A 23723-nucleotide genomic window follows, 5' to 3' on the forward strand; every position below is an offset into this window, starting at 1 on the left:
ATAAAAGAAGATGGACAACACCTAAGTTCCGTCATATTTTCGGCAAGGTCTTAGGGGGCTCGATGCCCCCTGGGACCTTTGGTGAAGATGGCATAAGACCGTCGTTCGCCATATTTTCGGCGTTCCAAAGATACTTTATATTTTTCTTTTTTGCAAGCATTTATCTCTTTTTCCAAAGATTTCTCCCGGGCTGTTCGCCTCTATAGACATCCATCGGACATTTCATTCCTATGCTCATATGCGGTCGTCTGTAGTTGTAGAAGGCTATTGCCTTGGAGATTTCCATGTTGGCCTGGTCATAATCTCGGTACATCTCCTGCTGGTAAATCCACTCAACCTTAAAGGTTCCATTCGTCCTTTCCGCCACAGGATTGTCCGTAGGATTGTACCGTTCTGTCATACTAACCCTGATATGGTGGCACATAAGAGTTTCAACATATAGGTGGCAGGCGTATTGCGAACCTCTGTCAGAGTGGTGTATCGTTCCGCAGAGGTTGCCTCCTCCGGCTGCCTTAACTGCCATTAGCAATGCCTCCTTCGTATTTATAGCCTCCATGGTTTCGGATAAGCACCAGCCTATGACAGCATGTGAGTAAACATCTGTAATGAGATGGAGGTACAGGACGTTGCCGTAAATCCAAACGTAGGTTATGTCGGCTGCCCAAATGTGGTTAGCATACATTGCCGTAACACCTTGTACAAGATTAGGATACTTCCTATAAGGATGATTGGAGTCCGTTGTACGTCTTCGCTTGTTCTTGGGAAGCATAAGTCCTTCTGAAGCAAGTAGTTTTAAGAAGGAGTCGCGACCATGAGTAACATCTTCACCTAGCTCCGACTTGAGGAGGACGTGCAGTTTCACACCGCCTATCCCGGGACAGCAGGCACGATAGTAGAGTACATTGTCAACTATCAGTTTACGCCTTTGCCGCTCAGAAATCACAAGCTTGCTGCTTGCGTAATACCACTGGCGTTTCTTGCCAAACAGCCCACAGAGGAATTCCACGGATACACCGGGAAACTCCTCACGCAGCGCCGTTACTGTTTGGCACCATCTTTTTTTAAGATGCTGATACCCTCCTCGGATTCGGCTATCTCTATGAGTTTCTCATAGGCACGGCTGCGCATCTTCTCCAAAGACAATGCGTGTTGGAGGTTCACTATCTTCTGGCGCAATATCTCATTGTCTGTCAAATTCGTTTCTTTATGAGCCATACGATACCTCTGGATTACTTCCGAGGGCAAAGATAACGATTTTGAATCAACGGGCCAACGTTTCAGCCATTGGAACATTGAACCACTAGACACATTCCACTTACGCAATATGGACGCTTGAGAAGCACCGCTAGAATAATAATCGATTAACACTTGCAGCTTGAACGAATACGAAAATTCGCGCGGGGTTTTACGTTTTGTCATAATTTCTTACTTTTTTTATAGTCAGAATTGTGACAAGCTAAATCCGTATAAGACACTTTTACAAACTGACAGCTAATGTATGTATAATCATGGTGCATCTTTTGAACGCCACAAAAGGAAAGAAGAAAGCATAATCGCTTGGGTATTTAACAAGAAATGATTACTTTTGCAACGGCTTTCAAACTGAAAGCTAAGGGGGTGCTCGCCTTCTTTGGCGTGGCTGAGAACATACCCATGAACCTGATACGGATAATGCCGTCGTAGGGAAACGCCCCTTTACACATTGATTTATAATATTTTAAAATGAAAAAAGTAGTTTTATTGGCTGTTGCGTGCTTCTGTATGGTAGGGATGAAAGCCCAAACGGAAGATACATTGGCAAGTCAAGAATTGCAAGAAGTGATTGTGGCAGGTGTTCGCGCTCCGAAAAATGCACCCTATGCCGTTGCGAATATCGGGAAATCGGAATTGGAGAGTTTTTCAAAGAGCGGCAGAGAATTGCCCTTCCTTTTTTCAAGAACTCCCGGAGTATTGGCATGGGGCGAAAACGGTTTGGGAACAGGCACTGCAGCCATGCGCATACGAGGAGCGGCAGGTAGCAGAATAAATGTAACGCTCGATGGCGTGGCTCTGAATTCCCCTGAAGACCAAACGGTTTTCTGGGCGAACATGAACTCCTATGCCGCACTGTTGGGAAGCGTACAGATACAGCGCGGTATTGGTACATCGACTAACGGCGATGGGGCTTTCGGTGGTTCCATCTCGCTGGCTACGATTGCGCCAAGCTTAATGCCATCTGCAAAAATCAGTGGGGCGTACGGCTCCTACAATACTTATAATACGGGCGTTAGTTTCTCAACGGGATTGCTCGGAAATCATCTCATCTTTGATGGGGCTTATCATGAAACATCTACAGATGGGTTCATTCACGGAACGAAAGGACGCTCAGGTTCCTACTATGGTGGACTGACCTTTCTTGGGAACGGCTTTCAAATTCGCTACAAAAACATTGGCAACTTCGAGAAGACGGGACAGGCTTGGAACGGTGTAGTCATGGGTAGTGGTGATTTAAGCCTCTTTGATGGGACCTATGGGACTAAGACCGGAATAAGAAATTACAAAAACTTGTATGATAAAGGACTCGGCAAATTCAATTCGCTCTATGAATATATTGTAACCAATGCCGATGGCTCGTTTGCGAAAGATGCCAATGGAAATTATATTACCGAAAGATACAAAATGCGCGATGGCTCTTATTGGAATAAAACCACCGACAACTTCTACCAAAACCACAATATCCTGTCGGCTGTGTGGCAACCTTCTGCGCATTGGAGTCATAATATCGCATTGCATTACACCTATGGCTTCGGATATTACAGTGAGCTGAAACCAAACTCTAAATTCTCTAAGTTTGGTCTTACGTTCTATGATGGGAATGGTAATTTCGTGAAAAAGTCAGATTTCATAAGAAAGAAAGGATTGTCTCAGCATACTTATGGAGCTGTGTATAACGTGAATTATAAGGATGAGAATTGGGATGTCATCGGCGGTCTCAATCTGCAACAATTCCGAGGCGACCATTTCGGATTTGTTACTTACATTAAAAACGAGGAAGCCGATGCAAAGTTCCGTCCTAATGGGAAAGATTATAAATACTATGACTCCGATGCCACGAAGTTCGATTACAGCGGTTTCATGAAGGCAAACTATCATTTCAACAACTATTGGAATGCTTTTGCCGACTTGCAGTACCGTTATGTAGAATACAAAACAAGTGGAATAAACGACAGGTTCTATAGTGATAAAAATGGTTATTACAACCAAAAACTCGCTGTGGTTGAGCGTTATAACTTTGTTAATCCAAAAGCCGGAATCAGTTTCTTCAAGGATGGACACAAAGCCTATGCCTCCATCGCTTATGCCAATCGCGAACCGGAACGCAACAACTTCACCGATAACGGAAAATACGGAGGTCCAAGTCCGGAAAGGCTAACCGATTATGAGCTTGGCTATCAATACATGGGGAGCAATTGGCATGCCGGCGTGAACTTCTATTACATGGATTATACCAATCAGTTTGTCCAAACCGGCGAGCTGAGTGATATCGGTGAGGCATTGACCACGAATATCAAGTCGAGCTACAGGATGGGCGCAGAGTTTGTGGCAGGATGGAGTCCGCTTTCTTGGCTTACTGTCGAAGGGAACGCGGCATTGAGCAAGAATGTAGTCAAGGATTTCGATGAGATGGCAAGCGAAAATTGGGAAGACAGTTTCCGTAAAATCCATTACAGCCATTCAACGCTTGCATTTTCGCCATCAGCCATCCTCAATGGCTTTCTCAACTTGCATTATAAAGGTGCGCAAGTTGTTTGGCATACAAACTTCGTGAGCAGTCAATATTTGGACAACACCGAGAATACAAGTCGGTCGCTCCCCTGCTTCAGTCAAAGTAACATCAACCTAAGCTATAACTTGAACCTGACAGGAAAGCGTTTGGGTGTAAAGGAAATCGTCTTTGGGGTGGACTTATATAACGTCTTCAATCGCCATTATGCCATTAGTGGTTGGGCATACGACACCATTCTCGATGCTGACGGTCATCCAAATGAAAATCGCTATACGCAGTTGGGATTCATTCCTGCCGCCGGTTTCAACATGATGGGTAACATAACATTGAGATTCTAACATGATGATATCCCCTTTCTTGGCGGAAAGGGGATATATTCTATTGTAGTAAACAAAGGAAATTACGAATGTTCGACGCTATTTTCGCTTTTTTTCAGAACACAGATACGTATAGAATACTGGATGTAGTGGGAACCATCATTGGTTTCATTTACATCTATCAGGAATATAAGGCAAGTATATGGCTTTGGCTGACGGGAATCGTAATGCCGATTATTTATACATTCGTCTATTATGAAGCGGGATTGTATGCCGATTTCGGTATGCAGATATATTATACGTTGGCTGCTGTTTACGGATTTCTTTATTGGAAGTTCGGGAAGAAAGCAAATAATGACAGTGAAGAGTTGCCCATAACACATTTCCCCAAAAAGCTAATTTTTCCCACCTGTTTAATATTCCTTTTTGCGTGGGGAACTTTATATTTTATACTGATAAGGTTTACCAACTCAACTGTTCCCATTCTTGATAGCTTTGGCAACTCTCTTAGTTTTATAGGGTTGTGGGCTTTGGCGAAGAAATACTTGGAACAATGGTGGATTTGGATAGTTGTCGATGTGGAATTGGCTGCGTTATATGTATATAAGGATATTCCATTCACTGCCGGACTCTACGCTGCTTATTCCTTAATTGCCATTGCCGGCTACTTAAAATGGAAGCGAATGATGAGCGAGCAAACAACAATAAGCAAATGAATGAATTAAGAACTCGATACGATGTCGTTGTGGTGGCTGCGGGGGAGATGCCGAAATCCTCATTAGCAAACTGTATCTTGAGGAATGCTGCCCATGTCGTGGCCTGTGATGGGGCATTGGAAAGTTTGTTGTTGCAAGGTATAGAACCCGAAGCGGTTATCGGTGATGGCGATTCTATTACCCCACGGTTGAAGGAAAAATATAAATCCATCTATCATCAGGTTGATGAACAAGAATACAACGACCTTACAAAAGCAACCCGATATGCTCTATCTAATTTTGATTTAGGAGAAAAACCGGCTTTTTGCTATCTTGGAGCTATGGGGAAACGGGAAGATCATACTTTAGGAAATTTGTCTCTCCTGCTTCATTACTACACGCATTTACACATTGCCCCCGTGATGGTAAGCGATTATGGGTGGTTCGTTCCGGCAAAGGGTAGTGATAGTTTTGCTTCCTTTCCACACCAGCAAGTAAGTATCTTTCAGGTGGATTGCAAGCAGCTTAGCAGTGTGGGGCTGAAATGGGAAATATATCCTTTTAGGGAATTGTGGCAAGGAACATTGAATGAGGCTGTAGGTGATTGTTTTGCCATCGAAGCCGATGGAACATATCTTGTTTACAGAACCCATCAACCGAAGTAAGTGCATCAGTTGATAGGGTAAGGAAATATCGTTCAACAATGAAAGGGCTTGAGAATGCAATGATTTCAAACCCTTTATTTTTTATCCTTTCAGCTTAAATGAATTTTCTATCGATGACAGCTCGGCGGTAAATCTTTTGTCCACCTGTAATCGTTTCTCGATTCGAGAACAACTGTGTATCACCGTGCTGTGATCACGTCCTCCTACCAATTTACCTATTCGGCTTGCGGGCATCTTTGTAAACTTCTGTGCCAAATACATGCTTACTTGGCGCGCCAAAACAATGTCCTGTTTCCTTGAGCGCGAATTGACAGCGGTGGTCGTTACATTGAAGTGTTCACAAACTTTGTCAAGAATGTCGTCAATGGTGAGTGGCTCATCATCTATTTTCACCGCACGCTTAATTATTCTTTCAGCAAGTCGCATATCCACCTTGCTATTATAAACCACACTATAGGCTAACAGAGAGTTGATAACACCTTGCAAGTCACGCACACTTCCATTTGCCGTTTCAGCAATAAACTTAACGACATCTTCCGGAATTTCCAACCCATCTCGTTTTATCTTGTTGTGCAGGATGTCGATGCAAAGCTGTGTATTGGGCTTTTCCAACTCGGCAATCAGTCCGCAGGCGAAACGTGTGAGCAAACGTTCGTTCATCCCTTTCAATTCTACCGGTGGGCGGTCGGATGCCAAAATTATCCGCTTCCCATTCTTGAATAAATGGTTGAAGATGTGGAAGAAAGTGTCTTGCGTCTTTGTCGCCGTCATCCATTCTTGTATGTCATCTACAATCAAGATATCAATTGTCTGGTAGAAGTTGATGAAATCATTTGTTGTATTGTGCAAAACCGAATTGGTATATTGCACTTGGAACAATCGGGCAGAGATGTACAGTACTCGTTTCTGTGGATAGAGTTGTTTCGTTCGCAATCCAATCGCATTAATAAGATGCGTCTTTCCACATCCGGATGGTCCGTAAATAAACATCGGATTAAACTGTGTGGTGTTAGGATGTTCGGCAATGGATAACCCGATGGAACGCGACAGTCTGTTGCTGTCTCCTTCTATATAGTTGTTGAACGATTTGTGTGGGTCAAGTTGTGGGTCAATGTCCTGTGGAGCAATGTCCAATGCTGTCGGACTTTGGTTGCCGCGTTGAGTAGATTGTTGAGTAGGTATTTTCTCAATGGGGTCGGCCTGTATGTCCTGTGTCAGGTTGTGGGTTTTGTCTGTTACCACACGATAGGTCAGTTTCACCCCCTGACCATATATGCGTGTGAGTATCTTACTCATTAAATCTACGTAGTTCTCTTCGAGATATTCATAAACAAACAAACTGGGAACTTGAACCAATAACGTTTTCGAAGCCGTATCAAACGTCTCGAATACGATTGGTCGAAACCATGTGGCAAATTGCTGCTCGGTTACATTCTCTTTAACAAGCGAGAGACATTTTTCCCAGAGAGCATCGGGGTGAACTTTCATGTTTACTAAATATCTTTATGTCTTTCGACGATGGTTATTTTTATCGACTGCCTTTTCAAAAGGTAGTTGCAAAGTTAGCAAAAAAAATGCAAACCATTAAATAAATCCTATCGCATCTTTTTGTCTTGGTTTCTTCTAATGTGCTATGTACTTGGTTTTTAGATGTGAATATCGCTTTTCTGTCAATTTCTAAAATTGCTAAATTCCAACATTCTATTTTTCAGCCTGTTAAGAGAATTATCAGAGAAATGGTAGAAAGTGGTGAAACATTGTGTTACAAACTTAAAAAGATTGATTTTCAATTGTGTTACAACTTTCTCTTAAAGTGTGGAACTTCAATGGTGGTATTTAGACTCTTTTTAAATAATTCGTGATAATTTGTCTTTTTAGGTATCTATGATAGACAGCTTTGCAGAGATTCATTTGTGTTTTCTTTCCAAATCTTATAGTTTGCAATCCAATAACTTGCCTGCCGCAATGCAAAACCTTAGCTTTTTCGTGTTCAGGCGATGGTAAACAGCCGCTCGGTAGTAAATATTCCACCCGACCATCATTGTGAAATTATATTACAAAAGCCACGCCCGATAAACGCTTTGTAATCTGTTGATAATCAGGATGATATTATTTGCGATTTAAAAGCTTAGCTTTTGCACTCCAATTCATGACCTTTTGCAATGCAAAAGCTTAGCTTTTACGGAGCAAAAGCTTAGCTTTGGATAGATGAATGAAGAATAATTAGGACATTATTGAACTTTTCTCATATCAGGGGTAAGGATTTTCGCATTTTCAATGCCCTTAAAAAATAAAGAATATGCTTGTCTTTTGTCTTTCCCCGACAGGCAGGTGGTGATACGGGTTCATAGCGCATGTTTTTTAGTCAGTAAATTGCTGAATGGCAAACATCTACAATTGAATATTTCCAATGCAGTCATTAGAAAAAAGAACCAAAGAGGTTTCTAATGAAGATTTGGGCTTAGGAGTGAAAGGAAACGCTAACAGCTCATCTCACCCTGATACACACCTCGCCACGGAACGCCTTATTCTCTTCCCGACTTATAAAGCCGTAAACAGGTGTTTTACCTTGTGTCATCAATCTTTCATATAATTTGGGTTGGGCATCCACGTAACCACGAATGGTATGCTCGGAGTCATAAACACAAATTCGTCCATCGTGGGTCTCATCAGTCTTTGCAAAACCAACAAACAAGCCCACTTGTTCTTCTTCCACCGGTAGTGCAGTGCTCAGGTCGTAATGCAGAAAGCCCAACCGAGTAATGAGTTCGTTTTCAATGAAGGCATCCTCCACGTCTTTTAAGGATAGACTCTCAAAGTTTTTCGGAGCAATATTGCGCTCCGGTTTATTCTTTTTTACTGCGGAACGTTTTGATAAGTAAATCACAATCACAATGGTGATAACTATCAATATGAGATTTAAGATGTTCATATTCAAAGCATTTTCAAGACAGAGGGGATGGCAAATGTTTCCATCGTTCTCTGCAAAGATACTAAATCACTCTTAAAAAATAATGTTTTTTATTATCAATCCTAAGATTTATGATGAAATTTTGGTTTAAAGCTGTATCTTTGCATATAACTTATTCATTTTAAGATATGAGAAAATTATTCAACATACTAACAATTTTGCTTATGGCACCTCTCGGGATATGGGCCCAAAGCTATAGCACTCTTTGGAAACAAGTGAATGAAGCCGGCAGGAAAGACTTGCCAAAAACTCAAATAGAGCTTTTGGAAAAGATTGTCTCAAGGGCTGAAAAAGAAAAGTCGTATGGAAATTTGTTGGCAGCGGAACTGATGACAACAAGGCTGTGGACAGAAATTTCTTCAGACTCGCTTGATGTACAGAAGTCAAAACTGGAACGCCGAGCTGCCAACGCTGAAGAAAAAGACAAGGTGCTCGCGGCGGTTTACTATTGTGCCTTAGGCAAAATGCAGCGAGATGACGATTCCAACCCTAACGGTCAAACCTTATATTTCGATAAAGCCATGGCGCATCCGGAATTGTTGGCAAGACATCAGGCTGCGGAATATGTTCCATTGATAGCAAAGGGAAAAGACGACGCTATCTTTCATAATGACTTGTTACACGTCATCGGCTTGGAAAGTGGACGCTACGAAGTGTTAAACAAGTATTACACCTCGGTTGGAAATCGCGAAGCGGCTTGTTACACAGCGTTGAAAGCAGCTGAGAACAACGTTGATGCAGTGAAGTTGGATTCCATTATCCGGCTTTATGGCGACCTTCCAATTTGTGGAGAAGTGGCTGTAAGGAAGTTCATGTTGCTGAAGAATGATAAGAATATTTCAGCTAAAGAGAAATTAGACTTCATTGACAAAGCTTTGGGACGTTGGGGAGCATGGGAAGGAATGAACCGACTTCGGAATGAACGCACCGAGCTCATCTGTCCGATGTTCAGCGCAACATTGGATTCGGAAATGGGAATACCCAATAAGAAAAAAACAATCGAAGGATTGAAAGTAAGAAACATCAATGATTTAACACTGACAATCACTCGCACTACATTGGATGGGAATGCAGAATTAAACTCCTATAACCCGAAAGACATTCAACGAATAAAATCGGCTTGCATAGCTTCCACCGCACAGAAAATAACCCATCGATATGACAATCGCCAACCCTATGAAATAGTTGAGGACTCTCTTGAATTGCCTAAACTATCAACAGGTGTTTATCTGCTGGAGTTTTCTTCCTCAGCGACAGGCATGAAGATGCAATATAATTTGTACTACGTTACTAATGTCTTTCTGATGAGCGAAGAGCAACCGAACAAAAGGATACGGTATGTTGTGGTGAACGCCACAACGGGACAACCCATCGCGAATGCGAGCTTGAAACTAACTTTCGATTCCCGATATGGTGGAAGATCAACCACAAAGATGCTGACAACCGATAAGAAGGGGGAAGCATTCTATACCTATAATAAGGTGACGCCCGATGAGGTGTTCGCTTTTACTCAAAACGACCAAGCGTGTCCGAACTCAAACCTTTGGACTTCTTTTCAATATCGTAAAGACGAGAATACACAGAATATATGCGATGTCTTTACTGACAGAAGCGTATATCGTCCGGGACAAACGGTTCACACATCGGTCATCGTATATACAAAGGACGAGAAACAATTGGAAACCAAAGCCAAAGCAGATTGTAAGCTTACTCTGCAATTGCGCGATGCAAATTACAAGGAAATTGCTACAAAAGACGTAACTACCGATGAATATGGTACGGCTACAGCCGACTTTGAACTGCCCAAGAGCGGACTGACGGGTCGCTTTTCTATCATTGCTCGTTATGGAAACAACGGCTCCACGACCTTTAATGTAGAAGAATACAAACGCCCGACATTCGAAGTTGAGTTTGATAAATATGAGAAGAAATATGCTATCGGCGACACAATTAAAGTGAAAGGAAGGGCTAAGACTTATTCAGGAGTTCCCGTTCAGGGAGCAAAGGTGGAATATGCAGTCAATCGTCGTTCTGCATTGTGGTGGTGGCGCACCGGAGACGCCAATGAGCAACTTGCCAAAGGTGAGATTACTACCGACGAGAAAGGAGAATTTGAAATCAATGTGCCTTTCATTTTCCCGAAGAATGAAAGCATATCCAAATATCCTTACCACAGCTATTCACCTAATTTCTATAACTTTGTTGCGGAAGCAAAGGTAACCGATGTGGCAGGAGAGACAAGAGAAGGGTCATTGTCTTTGCCGTTAGGTTCAAAAGCAACTGCTTTCACCTGCGATTTATTGGATAAAAATTTGAGCGATAGTCTTAAATCTATCAAATTCACGTATCTGAACGCTGCCGGGAAGCCCATTGAGGGTAGAGTGAAATATGCCATTTTGCCCTATGGAAAACAAGCTCAACCGGTGGAGAAAGATTACATGGAAGCAGTTGCCAATGAAGTCTCAAAACTGAAGTCATTGAAATCGGGACGATATAAATTGTACGCGGTATGCGGAACAGATACGCTGGAGAAAGAATTTGTTGTTTTCTCATTAGACGACAAACGTCCCGTGTCACCGACACACTACTGGTTTTATCAAAGTGCAAAACAGTTCCCGCGTGATGGAAAACCGGTATATATTCAGGTAGGATCAAGCGATAAGGATCAGCACATTGTTTATTCCATTTATTCGGGTAATAAGATAATAGAAACCGGAGCGATAGATCAGAGCAATGCCATCACTACTCGTAAACTTGTTTATAAGGAAGAGTATGGCAACGGACTGACACTCACTTTCGCGTGGGTGAAGAATGGTGAGTTTTACAATTGTACAGCGAATATCGAACGACCGCAACCGGACAAACAACTGCGAGTGGCATGGAAGACATTCCGCGATCGTTTGGTACCCGGACAAGAGGAAGAATGGACGCTAACCATTCTAAATTCCAGCGGCAAACCGGCAACCGCCCAGCTGATGGCAACGCTTTATGATAAGAGTCTTGATCAAATCATACCTCATGTATGGAGTTTTAACTCTTCATTTTACAGCAATCTGCCGTATGCGGAGTGGACCGGCATTGTAACGTCTCCACAATCAATCGGATTTCTCAAGCCCATAAAATGGCTGAACATCAATAATCTTAAGTTTGCAACCTTTGATGAGCGTTTCTTGAGCAGATATTACTACATGGATTATAATCGTCGTTTCACTCGAAATAAAGAATTTGGAACCGTATTGATGGCAGTGGGGGACGTGGGAGCACGGAAAATGGAAGCAAAAGAACAAAGTTCTCCAACTGGTGCTCGGTTCTCCGCACCGGTGATAAAAATGGACAGAGCAATAAAAGAGGAGAGTGTGTCTGAGAATAGAGCCGAATCGGGAATCGGGAATGTGCAATTAAGGGAAAATCTCAATGAAACTGCCTTCTTTTATCCTCGCATGGAGACTGACAAAGATGGCAATGTGAATCTGAAATTCAGACTGCCTGAAAGTCTGACGACATGGCGTTTCATCGGACTTGCTCATGACAAGGATATCAATACGGGGATGATTACCGGCGATGTGGTGGCACAAAAGACGGTGATGCTTCAGCCCAATATGCCTCGTTTTGTGAGAATGGGGGATGAAGCGACCCTGTCTGCACGACTTTTTAGCACTTCTGAGAAGCAAGTTACAGGCACTGCGACCATAGAAATCGTAGATCCCGAAACGGAGAAAGTGCTGTATAGCGAAAGCAAAGCATACAGTCTTTCCCCCAAGGGAACATCTTCGGCAACTTTCTCCATTTCCGATCTTTTATCGGAAACCGGTGAACGAAAATTATCAACCGACCAATCGCTTCTAATAGTTCGCGTGTTTGCCAAAGGAACGGACTATTCGGATGGTGAACAACAATACCTTTCAGTTTTGCCAAGTCGAGAATATGTCATCAACACTTATCCGTTTACCCAAAACGAAAAGGGAACGAAGACCATTGATCTCACGAAGTTGTTCCCAAAGAACACCACCAATCAGCGTCTGACGATTGAATATACTAACAATCCCAACTGGTTGATGTTGCAGGCTCTGCCATACGTTGCCGATGCAAATGAAAAAAATGCCATTAGCTTGGTTTCGGCATATTACGCGAATACCTTGGCGAACATGATATTGAAGGCTTCGCCGAAGATTAAGCAAACGATTGACAAGTGGCGTTCGGAAACCGGCAAGGAAACCTCAATGATGTCGTCTTTGGAAAAGAACCAAGAACTGAAAGAACTGGTTTTGAACGAAACGCCATGGGTATTGGATGCCCAAGACGAGAGCGAGAGAAAGCAAATGTTAGTGCGCTATTTTGATGAAAATCAATTGCGAAACAATCTGAACACATCACTGTCCGGTTTGCGAAAGCTGCAAAATCCCGATGGTTCGTTCTCATGGTGGCAGGGAATGAGTGGTAGCATGTACATGACAGTAGAGGTGGTGAAAACCCTTTCACGCCTGAATGTCTTGTTGGGTGCCACTGATTCGCAAACAAAAGATTTGCTCAATAAGGCATTTCGTTATCTTGATGAGAAAGTTGCCCAACGAGTAGCGGAAATGAAGAAGGTTGAAAGGAAGGGACAAAAGAACCTTTTCCCATCCGATGTCCTTTGCGACTACCTCTACAGCAATGCTTTGGCAAAACGTCAGACGACAGCGGATATTGCTTACCTCATTAATCTACTGTCCAAAAAGCCTGTTGAACTCACCATCTATGGTAAGGCGAATACGGCTGTTATTCTCCAGCAATACAGACAAACAGCCAAAGCTGCAGAATACTTGAAGAGTATAGGGGAATACACGGTGTACACGGAAGAGAAAGGTAGATACTTCGATACAAGTAAGGCTTACTATAGTTGGTGCGACTACAAGATACCAACGCAAGTGGCAGCAATCGAGGCCTTTAAAACCATCACTCCGAAAGACGATAAGACCATCAAGGAAATGCAACGCTGGCTTCTGCAATCCAAACGAACCCAGTCATGGGACACGCCTGTAAACTCGGTGAATGCCGTTTGGGCATTTATGAACGGTGGAAACATGACACTCGACAACGGAGAGGAAAGTGTATTGAAGTTGGACGGCAAAGTCATAGCCACTCCGAAATCAACAGCCGGAATGGGATACGTAAAAGTAAGTGAGGCGATCAATGTAAATGATAGTTCAAACGGTGAACTCCGCAATACTGTTCACGCTTTCTCGGTCGAAAAAACGAGCACCGGAACAAGTTGGGGAGCTGTTTATGCGCAGTTCTTCCAATCGACGACAGCTATCTCGGATGCCACTTCCGGGCTGAAGATAAAGCGCGAAATCATCCCGGTAGGGGTGGATAATAAGCCCAAAGAGGCGAAAAGCCTGAAAGTCGGCGATAAGGTACTCGTTCGCCTAACCATCACCGCTGATAGGGATTATGACTTCGTGCAAGTCATTGATAAACGTGCCGCGTGTCTTGAACCTGTCAAACAGAACAGTGGATATCAGTGGGGTGGCTACTATGTCGCGCCAAAAGATTACACGACAAACTACTATTTTGATAGCATGTCTAAGGGGACACACATCGTTGAGACTGAATATTTCATCGATCGAAGCGGTAGTTATCAAACCGGTACTTGCTCGGCGCAATGTGCCTACTCACCGGAATATTCCGGAAGGGCGAAGGGTATCACCATGGAAGTGAAAGAATAGGCGAACGACAATGCTCCAAATTGAAATCGACAATGGCAGCGGATTCTGTTTCGGTGTAACCACGGCAATTAATAAAGCCGAAGAAGAATTGGAAAAAGGTACAAAATTGTACTGCTTAGGCGACATTGTTCACAATAGTATGGAGGTGGAACGACTCACCCGAAAGGGACTCGTTACCATCAATCACGAGCAGCTCAGAGAGCTTCACGATGCCACTGTGCTGCTTCGTGCTCATGGCGAGCCACCGGAGACATACGAATTAGCAAAGCGCAACAATATAGAAATTATCGATGCCACCTGTCCCGTTGTATTGGCGTTACAGCGCAGGATAAAGAATCAATATGAAAAAGGGTGTGCAAGTCCACCGCGTAAAGAGGATTTGGCGGATAATGGCTGTCAGGGCGATAAAAGAAAATTAGTAAGGGACTCGGAAAATTCAAACTGTTCGATAACTTCCATGAAACTTTCGGAAACCGATGAGGCGGAAGAAAATGCCAAAGGAGATATGCATGCTGCCCAAATTGTCATTTTTGGTAAGCCCGGACATGCTGAAGTGCTTGGTCTTGTTGGGCAAACTCACAGCAAGGCTGTGGTGATAGAGAAACTTGAGGACGTGAAACAACTGGATTTTACGCGAAACATCTACCTCTATTCACAAACGACAAAAAGCCTGAACGAGTTTCATAAAATCATTAATTACATTCAAGAGCATATTGCTCCCGGCGCAATTTTCAAGAGTTTCGACACGATTTGCAGGCAAGTGGCTAACCGTATGCCCAACATCTCATCCTTCGCGGCACGCCACGACCTGATACTTTTTGTTGCCGGGCGCAAGAGCTCAAACGGAAAGGTGCTTTTCCATGAATGTCTTAGCGTAAATCCCAATTCCCATCAGATAGAAAGTGCCAACGAAATCGAAATGTCATGGTTCGAAAACGTGAAGACCGTTGGCATCTGTGGCGCGACGAGTACCCCGAAATGGCTGATGGAAGAGTGTCGCGATGAGATTTTGCGAAGAACATAAACAGGGACAAAAGAGAGCCTTCGGGTTGCAAGTTGGAACAACCATTTGTAAAGATTATTCCCAAAGGGTTTTAAAACCTAAGCTATTGCCATTCAAAAGGTAAGCTTTCAGACTCCAAAAGGTAAGCTATTGGAGGACGATAGCTTACCTTTTGCGATTTAAAAGCTCATGAAGTTGATTTTCAGTAAGTTACAAAATGGATTCCATTCTCTGTGGGTGTAAAAGTTTTTCATCATGATACCATGGTCATGTACATACCTCGGAACCCCCTCTTTTGGAAGTCTTATATTTACCGTAATACCATATCTCAATGCTGTTGATGATATTTTGCCAAAGGATATAACATCCCGGTCCGACGGAAGACAAGGGGTTCAGATAGGTATAGGCAATCCAAATGGCGAATGCCGTATTCTTTTGTCCGAGTGATTGACCCGCATTGACCGTACTCTGAAAGAAGTGTCCAATGTAGCGACCGACAGCGAATTGAAGAATACAAATCATTAACCCGAAGAAAGCGATGAGAAGCAGGAACGGAACTCCGGCATTGGCATGCACGATGTTCTTCATGGTGGTTCCCGTTACAATGGTCAGCGAACAACCCCAAAGATAGAAGCTCAGGTCTTTTACGTTTGTCAGCCAAAGATGAAAGTGGTGTAAAGGCTTGAAGTGCTTCGTTATATACGCCAATATCATCGGCACCACCAATATGGCACATACTTTATAGAGAATTAGAAGAAACGAACTCCAAAATCCCATTCCGTTGCCCGGTTCTATCAGGGGGAAACAAATGGGAATGAGGATGGCGCATAGGAAGTTAGACAAGAAAATATAAGTTGTCATTTCCTCCAAGCTGCCACCAAGTTTCATCGTTACAACAGCAGCCGCTGCTGCACAAGGTCCTATGATGCAGGTTAATATCGACTCAAGCAATATCAGATTGTTTCCCTTCACATTGAAGAGGAGTATTGCTCCGACTATCAATGCGACGAAAAACACTTGAAAAACTCCCACCCAAAAGTGCCATCGGACAGGAATGAGATTGCGAAAGTCCACTTTACAAAAGGTTACATAAAGAATTAAAAACATGAACAAAGGGAGGATGGCGTCCATGAAAGGCGACAACAAAACAGCTGCCGGTTCCAAAACGGGTATAAAAGCAAAGAGCAAATATACCGTAATCCCGAACAACATTGCCATTGGGAGCGTCCATTTCTTCAGTAATGTTTTTAAGTTCATAAGCATCAGACTGATGCAAAGGTATAAAAAAGATTGGAAAGCAACAACGAGAAATCGTTACTTTCCAACCCATTAACTTTTGTTTGTCTTGCCATCCAATCGCTACCAATCATTAACGGCACATGTTCATAAATTATTTTTCTCTATATCCTTAAAGTATCTGTACGTACTTACTTTCAGTTCATCGCAAGCAGCTTCATCAGTAACTATGATTCCATGTTTATGCATCTGCAAGGCAGAGATAGTCCACCAATGCGTAACCGGTCCTTCTATAGCAGCCTGCAAGGCGCGTGCCTTGTGATGACCGTTAACGAGTATCATCACCTCGCGCGCATCCATCACCGTACCCACGCCAACAGTTAGCGCATACTTGGGCACTTTGTTCACATCGTTATCAAAAAAGCGCGAGTTGGCTAAAATTGTATCGGTGATTAAGGTTTTCTCTCGCGTCCGGCTGGTGAGACTGGATCCCGGTTCATTGAAAGCGATGTGTCCATCGGGACCTATTCCTCCGATAAACAAATCGATTCCTCCTACTTCTTCAATCATCTGTTCGTAATGGTTGCATTCAGCTTCCAAATCCTTTGCGTTCCCATTAAGGATATGAATATTCTCACGCGGAATATCAATATGGTCAAACAGGTTGCGCGCCATGAAAGAGTGATAGCTCTCCGGATGATTTTCAGGCAGTCCTACATACTCGTCCATATTAAACGTTATCACGTGCTTGAAACTCACCCTTTTCTCTTTGTAGGCTTTCACCAAATTCGCATACATACCTTCGGGCGAAGAACCCGTTGGCAAACCGAGCACAAAGGGGTGCTCCGATGTGGGATTGAAAGCATTAATGCGCTCGATTACATGATTTGCCGCCCATTCCGACAGTTTCTCATAATCATTTTCAATAATTAATCTCATTGCCTTTTTATTTATCAACAAACTGAATTATTGTACAAAAGTAAACAATATCTAAAAAACAAGGGTATTATTGGTGCATAATTTATAAAAAATAACAATTAAGTTCTGAAAAACATCATCACTATCTCGTTACAACTCTTAACTTTTTAGTATCTTTGCATCCAAACATCATTATAGTACAATCCTGATGAGAGAATTTGTTATATCCGATGCAAAAGCCGAAACAGCAGTCCTTGTGGGCTTGATAACACAAGGACAGGATGAGGCAAAGACAAGGGAATATCTTGACGAACTTGAATTCTTGGCGGACACTGCGGGAGCTGTTACCGTCAAACGCTTTACCCAACGTTCCGGTGGAGCGAACATGACCACCTACGTAGGAAAAGGCAAATTGGAAGAAATCAAAAGCTATATACAAGTTAAGGAAGACGAGGAAGACCCCATTGGGATGGTTATCTTCGATGATGAACTATCCGCCAAACAATTAAGAAACATTGAGAAAGAGTTAGGCGTAAAAATATTGGACCGCACCTCCCTCATCTTGGATATCTTTGCCATGCGGGCACAAACAGCCAATGCCAAGACACAAGTGGAATTGGCTCAATACAGATATATGCTTCCCCGACTGCAGAGACTGTGGTCGCATCTTGAACGTCAGGGCGGTGGCTCGGGTGCCGGTGGCGGTAAAGGAACTGTGGGACTTCGCGGACCGGGTGAGACACAGCTGGAAATGGATAGGCGCATCATCCTTCAACGAATATCGCTGCTAAAAAAAAGACTTGTGGAAATCGACAAACAGAAGACAACACAACGCAAAAACCGCGGACGATTAATTCGCGTTGCCTTAGTGGGTTATACCAATGTGGGAAAATCGACCATCATGAATCTATTGGCTAAAAGCGAAGTCTTTGCGGAAAATAAGCTCTTTGCCACACTTGACACAACGGTTCGTAAAGTTGTCATTGAGAATCTTCCATTCCTTTTGGCAGACACGGTAGGGTTTATTCGCAAACTCCCTACGGATTTAGTAGATTCTTTCAAATCCACTTTGGATGAAGTCAGGGAAGCCGACTTGCTGCTGCACGTTGTAGATATCTCTCATCCCGACTTTGAAGAACAGGTTCAGGTGGTTAACGAGACATTGAAAGACCTTGAGTGTGCCGATAAACCATCCATGATTATCTTTAACAAAATAGATAAATATCAATGGGAAGAAAAAGAACCCGATGACTTAACTCCGGCGACCCAAAAGAATATTTCCCTCGAAGAACTCAAGCGAACATGGATGGCAAAGCTTAATGACGATTGTCTCTTCATATCAGCTAAGAACAAGGAAAACATTGACGAGTTCAGAAACATCTTATACAAAAAGGTGAGAGAACTTCACGTTCAGAAATATCCCTATAATGACTTTCTCTACGAAGCGGATATCAACTAACGATTATAAAACCTACTACAATAAGACAAAAAGCGTATATGACATATAGAAACTTAACAAACGAAGAAATATTAGTTTTTGAAAACAATAACTGTTGGGCTGAGGATTGGTCTCGCGTGCAGGTAGCCGAAGAGGGATTCTATCCCAAATTCTTCCACAGAGTGATGTTCTATGGTGATATCCGATTGGGAAGTTTCGAAAAAGAAGTTGAAGTAACGAAAGGCTTTGTGAAACATTCCGGTATCAATGATGCTACACTGAGAAATGTTTCTGTTGGCAATGATTGCCTGATAGAAAAAGTCGGGAATTACATCAACAACTATACGATTGGCAGCGATTGCATCATTACCAATATTTCCGTCATGGAAACAACGGAGGGAGCTACTTATGGAGAAGGTAATCTCATAGCGGTGCTAAACGAAACCGGAGACAGCAACATCATTTTCTTCCATGATTTGAATAGCCAGTTCGCTGCTTTCATGGTGAGACACTTTAAGGACAAAGATCTCAAAAACGCCATTCGAAGACTTGTCTCGGAAGAAATAACACGCACCAATCCCGATAGGGGAACCATTGGTAACAACGTAAAGATAGTCAATACCAAAGAAATAACCAACACAGTCATTCAAGATGACTGCGAAATATCCGGAGCAAGCCGACTCAGCGATTGCACAATATTAAGCTCAGAGAATGCGAGTGTGTATATCGGGACAGGGGTAATATGCGAAAATTCCATTATCAGCGATGGCTCAAGCATCATCAACAGCGTGAAAATGCAAGATTGTTTTGTGGGAGAAGCTTGCCAAATATCAAACGGTTTCACTGCGGCGCAAAGCGTGTTCTTTGCCAATTCTTTCATGGCGAATGGTGAAGCGTGTGCAGCTTTCTGCGGTCCTTTCAGTGCTTCACATCATAAAAGCTCACTGCTTATTGGAGGAATGTTCTCTTTCTACAATGCCGGCTCCGGTACGAACTTCTCTAACCACGCCTACAAGATGGGACCTATGCACTGGGGTGTTCTTGAAAGAGGAAGTAAAACCGCAAGTGGTGGCTATATTCTCATGCCTGCCACCATCGGGACATTCTCTGTCTGCTTCGGAAAGCTCATGCATCACCCCAACACGCAGGCACTTCCATTCTCTTATCTCATAGCGGGAGGAGACACAATGTTCCTCGTTCCGGGACGAAATATCACTACAGTGGGACTTTATCGCGACATTAAGAAGTGGCCGAAGAGAGACATCCGCCCTATTGGGTCGCAAAAGAGTATCGTAAACTTTGATTGGCTTTCTCCATTCTCGGTCGGAGAAATTATTCGAGGTAAGAAAATCTTGGAAAATCTTAGACAAGCAAGTGGGGAAAACGTTTCCTCTTACATCTATCACGAGTATGTCATCAATGCCTCAAGTCTGAATAAAGGTATCAAATACTATGATATCGCTTTGCGAATTTATATGGGAGCGGTGCTAAAACGAGCACACAAATGGGGCTTTTTTGGAAAACCTAAAACCCAAATCGGACTAGGCAAATGGAATGACTTATCCGGTCTTCTGCTTCCCGACACTGAAGAACAAAAGCTTCTTGAAGATATCAAGAGCGGAAACCTTGAAACCATTCAAGACGTGCTTGATCGTTTCACGGAAATTCATGCGAACTACCGGAAATATCAATGGGCTTGGACTTACCGATTGATACAAGACTACTACGGAATAAAAGAAATTTCAGAAAAAGACAATAAGAGAATAGAGCAAGACTATATCGAAGCTCGGCGGGCATGGATTGCTGAAATCCGAAAGGACGCAGAGAAAGAATTTGCCATGGGCGATGTGGAGGAAGAAGTGCTGACGGCATTTATCAACCAGCTCGACCACGAAGTGGATTACGAAGAATAGTAAAGCGCAAGCCACAAGGAAACAATGCCACCTTGAAAGCTGCGAAGAATAATGTTTAATACTAAATATAATATTATGTTGAAAAACCTTAGTTTCAAAAAATTAGGTATCGGCATGCTCCTCCTGTTGGCTGCAGTGGGGATAAAAGCGCAGACTTATACCTATGAGAGTGTGCCTAATGATCCGATGAACACTCGCATTTACACACTGAAGAATGGTCTTAAGATTTATCTTAGTGTAAACAAGGAAAAGCCACGTATACAAACTTACATCGCTGTTCGTACAGGAAGTCGCAACGATCCGGCAGAAACAACCGGATTAGCACACTATCTTGAGCACATTATGTTTAAGGGAACGGAAAAGTTCGGTACATCGAATATGGAGGCAGAACGTCCCTATTTGAAACAGATTGAGAACCTCTACGAAGAGTATCGCCACATTACCGATCCTGCCAAGCGCAAAGTATGGTACGCTAAGATTGATTCTGTATCGCAATTGGCAGCGAAATACAACATCCCCAACGAGTATGACAAACTCATGGCGTCTATCGGTAGCAAGGGAACGAATGCTTATACCTCGAACGATGTAACTTGCTATGTGGAGAACATCCCCAGCAATGAGGTAGAATCTTGGGCAAGAGTTCAGGCTGATCGTTTCCAGAATATGATAGTTCGCGGTTTCCACACTGAATTGGAATCCGTTTACGAGGAATACAATATGGGTTTGACCAGTGATGGTAGAAAAATATTTGCAGGCTTGATGGCAAAGCTGTTCCCCACCCATCCTTATGGTACCCAGACCACCATCGGTAGAGGAGAACACTTGAAAAACCCCTCAATAACCAACATCATGAAGTATTACAAACGCTACTATGTTCCAAACAATATAGCCATCTGTATGTCGGGAGACTTAGATCCTGACAAGACTGTGGCTACCATTGAGAAATACTTTGGTAGTTGGAAAAAGAGCGAGAACCTAAGCGTACCGCAATATGGTCCTCAGCCTAAGTTCACCGCCCCTGTAGATACAACCATCGTGGGACAGGAAGCTGAAAGAATTTACATTGGTTGGAGAGCAAAAGCCGGTAACAGCTTGCAAAGCGATACCTTGAACATTATTAGCGAATTGCTCAATAATGGACGTGCCGGTCTTTACGACTTGAACTTAAATCAAAAGATGAAAGTTCAGGGAGCGGGCACGGGTTTTGAAGACCTCCATGACTACTCATTGTTCATTGCCATTGGTATGCCCAAGAAAGGGCAAACCTTACAGGAGGTTCGCGATTTGCTATTGGAAGAGATAGGAAAACTGAAACGTGGAGAATTCTCCGATGATTTACTGCCTTCGGTCATCAATAACTATAAGCGCAGTTACTACAAAAATCTGGATAATAACCAGTTCCGTGCCAAAGCCTTTGTCAATTCGTTCATCAATGATGTAGATTGGAAGCAGGAGGTGGGCAAGATTAATCGCATTTCCAAAATCACGAAAGGAGAAATAGTCAGCTTCGCCAATCGTTTCTTCGACAACGGCTATGCTGCCATCTATAAAACACAAGGTACCGATACCACTATTCAAAAGGTAGAAAAGCCTAAAATTACGCCTATCCCCACTAATAACGACAAACGTTCTGCGTTCTTGGAGGAGATTGCCAACCACAAAGTAGAGCCTATCCAACCTTCATTTGTCGATTTCAAAAAGGATATGACAATAGGAAAGATGAAAAATGGTTGGAAAGTGCTATACAAACAGAACAAACAAGACGACCTCTTCACGCTCTACTTTGAGGTGCCGTTTGGAACGGAGAGCGATTTGCTTCCCGACTATGCAGCATCATATCTTGATTATCTTGGTACGGACAAGATGACGAACGATCAGATAAAGCAAGAGTTCTACAAGTTGGCTTGCGATTACAGGTTTGGTCAGACCAATGACGAGACATTTTTGGTCATGACTGGACTGAATGAAAACTTGCCTAAGGCATTGGCATTGCTCAAAGATCTTGTTGAAAACGCAAAAGTTGATAAGGAGGCATGGAGCAAGGCGGTAGATTTGATGCTCAAGTATCGTAAGGATAATAAAGCGAACCAAGGTCAAAACTTCAACGCTTTGTTCGACTACGGAATGTATGGACCCTATAACTCTACACGAAACATCCTTAGCGAGGAGCAATTGAAGAACATGGATCCGCAGAAGCTCCTTAATTCCTTAAAAGAGCTAAAGAACTACAAGCAGACCGTGCTCTATTATGGTCCATCCACCCTTGATGAGCTGAACAAACTGATAACCAAGACTATTAAGGCTCCCAAGAAGTTTAAGCCCATTCCTGAAAGCAAGCGTTACACAACTCAAACAACTCCTAAGGACGAAATACTTCTTGCACCTTACGATGCTAAGAATATCTATCTCGTGCAGTTCCATAATGAGAACAAGGAATGGACTGCCGACAACGCAGCAACCATCGCTCTCTTCAACGAATACTTCGGTGGAGGTATGAATGCCATTGTTTTCCAAGAGCTGCGCGAAGCACGTGGTTTGGCATATTCCGCAAGTGCAAGATATCGTCAGCCCAGTCGTTTGGGAGACAAGGAGAGTTTCTATACTTATATCATTACACAGAACGACAAGATGATGGACTGTGTTAAACAGTTCAACGAACTACTCAACAACGTTCCGGTTCGGCAGGCTAACTTCGACTTGGCCAAGCAAAGTCTCATGAAGAGCCTCGCGTCAGCTCGTACTACCAAGTTCTCTATTCTCAGTGCCTATATGGCTGCACAAAAGTTAGGGCTTGACTACAGTTTAAGCGAAAAGATTTACAAGGAAATTCCACAAATCAAGCTTCAAGACATTATCGACTTCGAGAAGGCAAACATGGCTGACAAACCTTGCAAGTATCTCATCCTTGGTAATGAAAAGGAACTTGACATCAAGGCATTGGAAAAGATAGCTCCCATCAGGCGTGTGACGACCGAGGAAATCTTTGGCTACTAAAAACAAGTTGTGTGTCGATTTCCGAAAATGGCATAATCCTTGTCTTCGGAATCGACATCACGACTAAAAGAAATAAATACAAAAACATTATATCAACAA

14 protein-coding genes are annotated in these 23723 nt (G+C 43.0%); 8 read left to right on the forward strand and 6 right to left on the reverse strand.

The features are described 5' to 3' along the window. Nucleotides 1-160 precede the first annotated feature (160 nt). Nucleotides 161-1006, reverse strand: coding sequence for an IS3 family transposase (locus E0E16_RS01520; RefSeq protein WP_240048166.1), 846 nt, complete (start codon nucleotides 1004-1006; stop codon nucleotides 161-163). A 32-nt stretch (nucleotides 1007-1038) separates the two neighbouring features. Next, nucleotides 1039-1419, reverse strand: coding sequence for a hypothetical protein (locus E0E16_RS14095; protein ID WP_130828438.1), 381 nt, complete (start codon nucleotides 1417-1419; stop codon nucleotides 1039-1041). Nucleotides 1420-1722: 303 nt separating this feature from the next. Between E0E16_RS14095 and E0E16_RS01530 the strand changes: the two genes are divergently transcribed. From E0E16_RS01530 to E0E16_RS01540, 3 genes are all read left to right on the forward strand, one after another. Then, entirely contained in the window at nucleotides 1723-4104 is a 2382-nt protein-coding gene (locus E0E16_RS01530) for a TonB-dependent receptor (protein ID WP_130828526.1), read from the forward strand. 68 nt (nucleotides 4105-4172) lie between these two features. After that, nucleotides 4173-4799, forward strand: coding sequence for a nicotinamide riboside transporter PnuC (gene pnuC / locus E0E16_RS01535; RefSeq protein ID WP_130828527.1), 627 nt, complete (start codon nucleotides 4173-4175; stop codon nucleotides 4797-4799). Next, nucleotides 4796-5443 carry a thiamine diphosphokinase gene (locus E0E16_RS01540; protein ID WP_130828528.1) on the forward strand — a complete coding sequence of 216 codons (648 nt, stop codon included), beginning with the start codon at nucleotides 4796-4798 and terminating at the stop codon, nucleotides 5441-5443. The genes pnuC and E0E16_RS01540 overlap by 4 nt, the downstream gene beginning before the upstream one ends. A gap of 81 nt (nucleotides 5444-5524) precedes the next feature. On the opposite strand, the gene dnaA is transcribed toward E0E16_RS01540, so the two are convergent. Beyond that, entirely contained in the window at nucleotides 5525-6931 is a 1407-nt protein-coding gene (dnaA, locus tag E0E16_RS01545) for a chromosomal replication initiator protein DnaA (RefSeq protein ID WP_130828529.1), read from the reverse strand. 1000 nt (nucleotides 6932-7931) lie between these two features. Further along, nucleotides 7932-8375: a hypothetical protein gene (locus tag E0E16_RS01550; RefSeq protein WP_130828530.1), complete on the reverse strand. Its 444-nt coding sequence runs from the start codon at nucleotides 8373-8375 to the stop codon at nucleotides 7932-7934. A 167-nt stretch (nucleotides 8376-8542) separates the two neighbouring features. On the opposite strand from E0E16_RS01550, the gene E0E16_RS01555 reads away from it, so the two are divergent. Both E0E16_RS01555 and E0E16_RS01560 read left to right on the forward strand, forming a co-directional pair. Beyond that, nucleotides 8543-14122: an alpha-2-macroglobulin family protein gene (locus E0E16_RS01555; protein WP_130828531.1), complete on the forward strand. Its 5580-nt coding sequence runs from the start codon at nucleotides 8543-8545 to the stop codon at nucleotides 14120-14122. A gap of 10 nt (nucleotides 14123-14132) precedes the next feature. After that, nucleotides 14133-15146, forward strand: a complete 1014-nt coding sequence (locus tag E0E16_RS01560) for a 4-hydroxy-3-methylbut-2-enyl diphosphate reductase (protein WP_130828532.1) — start codon at nucleotides 14133-14135, stop codon at nucleotides 15144-15146. Between the two features lie 246 nt (nucleotides 15147-15392). Here the strand turns inward: E0E16_RS01560 and E0E16_RS01565 are convergent, their stop codons facing one another. Together E0E16_RS01565 and nagB are read right to left on the reverse strand one after the other, a co-directional pair. Next, complete coding sequence (locus E0E16_RS01565) at nucleotides 15393-16382, reverse strand: bile acid:sodium symporter family protein (protein WP_130828533.1); 990 nt, start codon at nucleotides 16380-16382, stop codon at nucleotides 15393-15395. Nucleotides 16383-16508: 126 nt separating this feature from the next. Continuing rightward, nucleotides 16509-17300, reverse strand: a complete 792-nt coding sequence (gene nagB, locus E0E16_RS01570) for a glucosamine-6-phosphate deaminase (RefSeq protein WP_130828534.1) — start codon at nucleotides 17298-17300, stop codon at nucleotides 16509-16511. 187 nt (nucleotides 17301-17487) lie between these two features. Here nagB and hflX point away from each other — a divergent pair, with 187 nt between their 5' ends. The 3 genes from hflX (at nucleotide 17488) to E0E16_RS01585 (ending at nucleotide 23624) form a co-directional block, all read left to right on the forward strand. Continuing rightward, nucleotides 17488-18738, forward strand: a complete 1251-nt coding sequence (hflX, locus tag E0E16_RS01575) for a GTPase HflX (RefSeq protein WP_130828535.1) — start codon at nucleotides 17488-17490, stop codon at nucleotides 18736-18738. 38 nt (nucleotides 18739-18776) lie between these two features. Continuing rightward, the gene (locus E0E16_RS01580) at nucleotides 18777-20630 is read left to right on the forward strand and encodes a DUF4954 family protein (protein ID WP_130828536.1); all 1854 of its coding nucleotides are present in this window, start codon (nucleotides 18777-18779) and stop codon (nucleotides 20628-20630) included. Between the two features lie 75 nt (nucleotides 20631-20705). Further along, on the forward strand, nucleotides 20706-23624 hold the full coding sequence (locus E0E16_RS01585) for a M16 family metallopeptidase (protein WP_130829702.1): 2919 nt from the start codon (nucleotides 20706-20708) through the stop codon (nucleotides 23622-23624). Nucleotides 23625-23723 lie beyond the last annotated feature (99 nt).

The sequence above is a fragment of the Prevotella rectalis genome (genome assembly GCF_900607215.1).
GTDB classification, from domain to species: Bacteria; Bacteroidota; Bacteroidia; order Bacteroidales; family Bacteroidaceae; genus Prevotella; species Prevotella brunnea.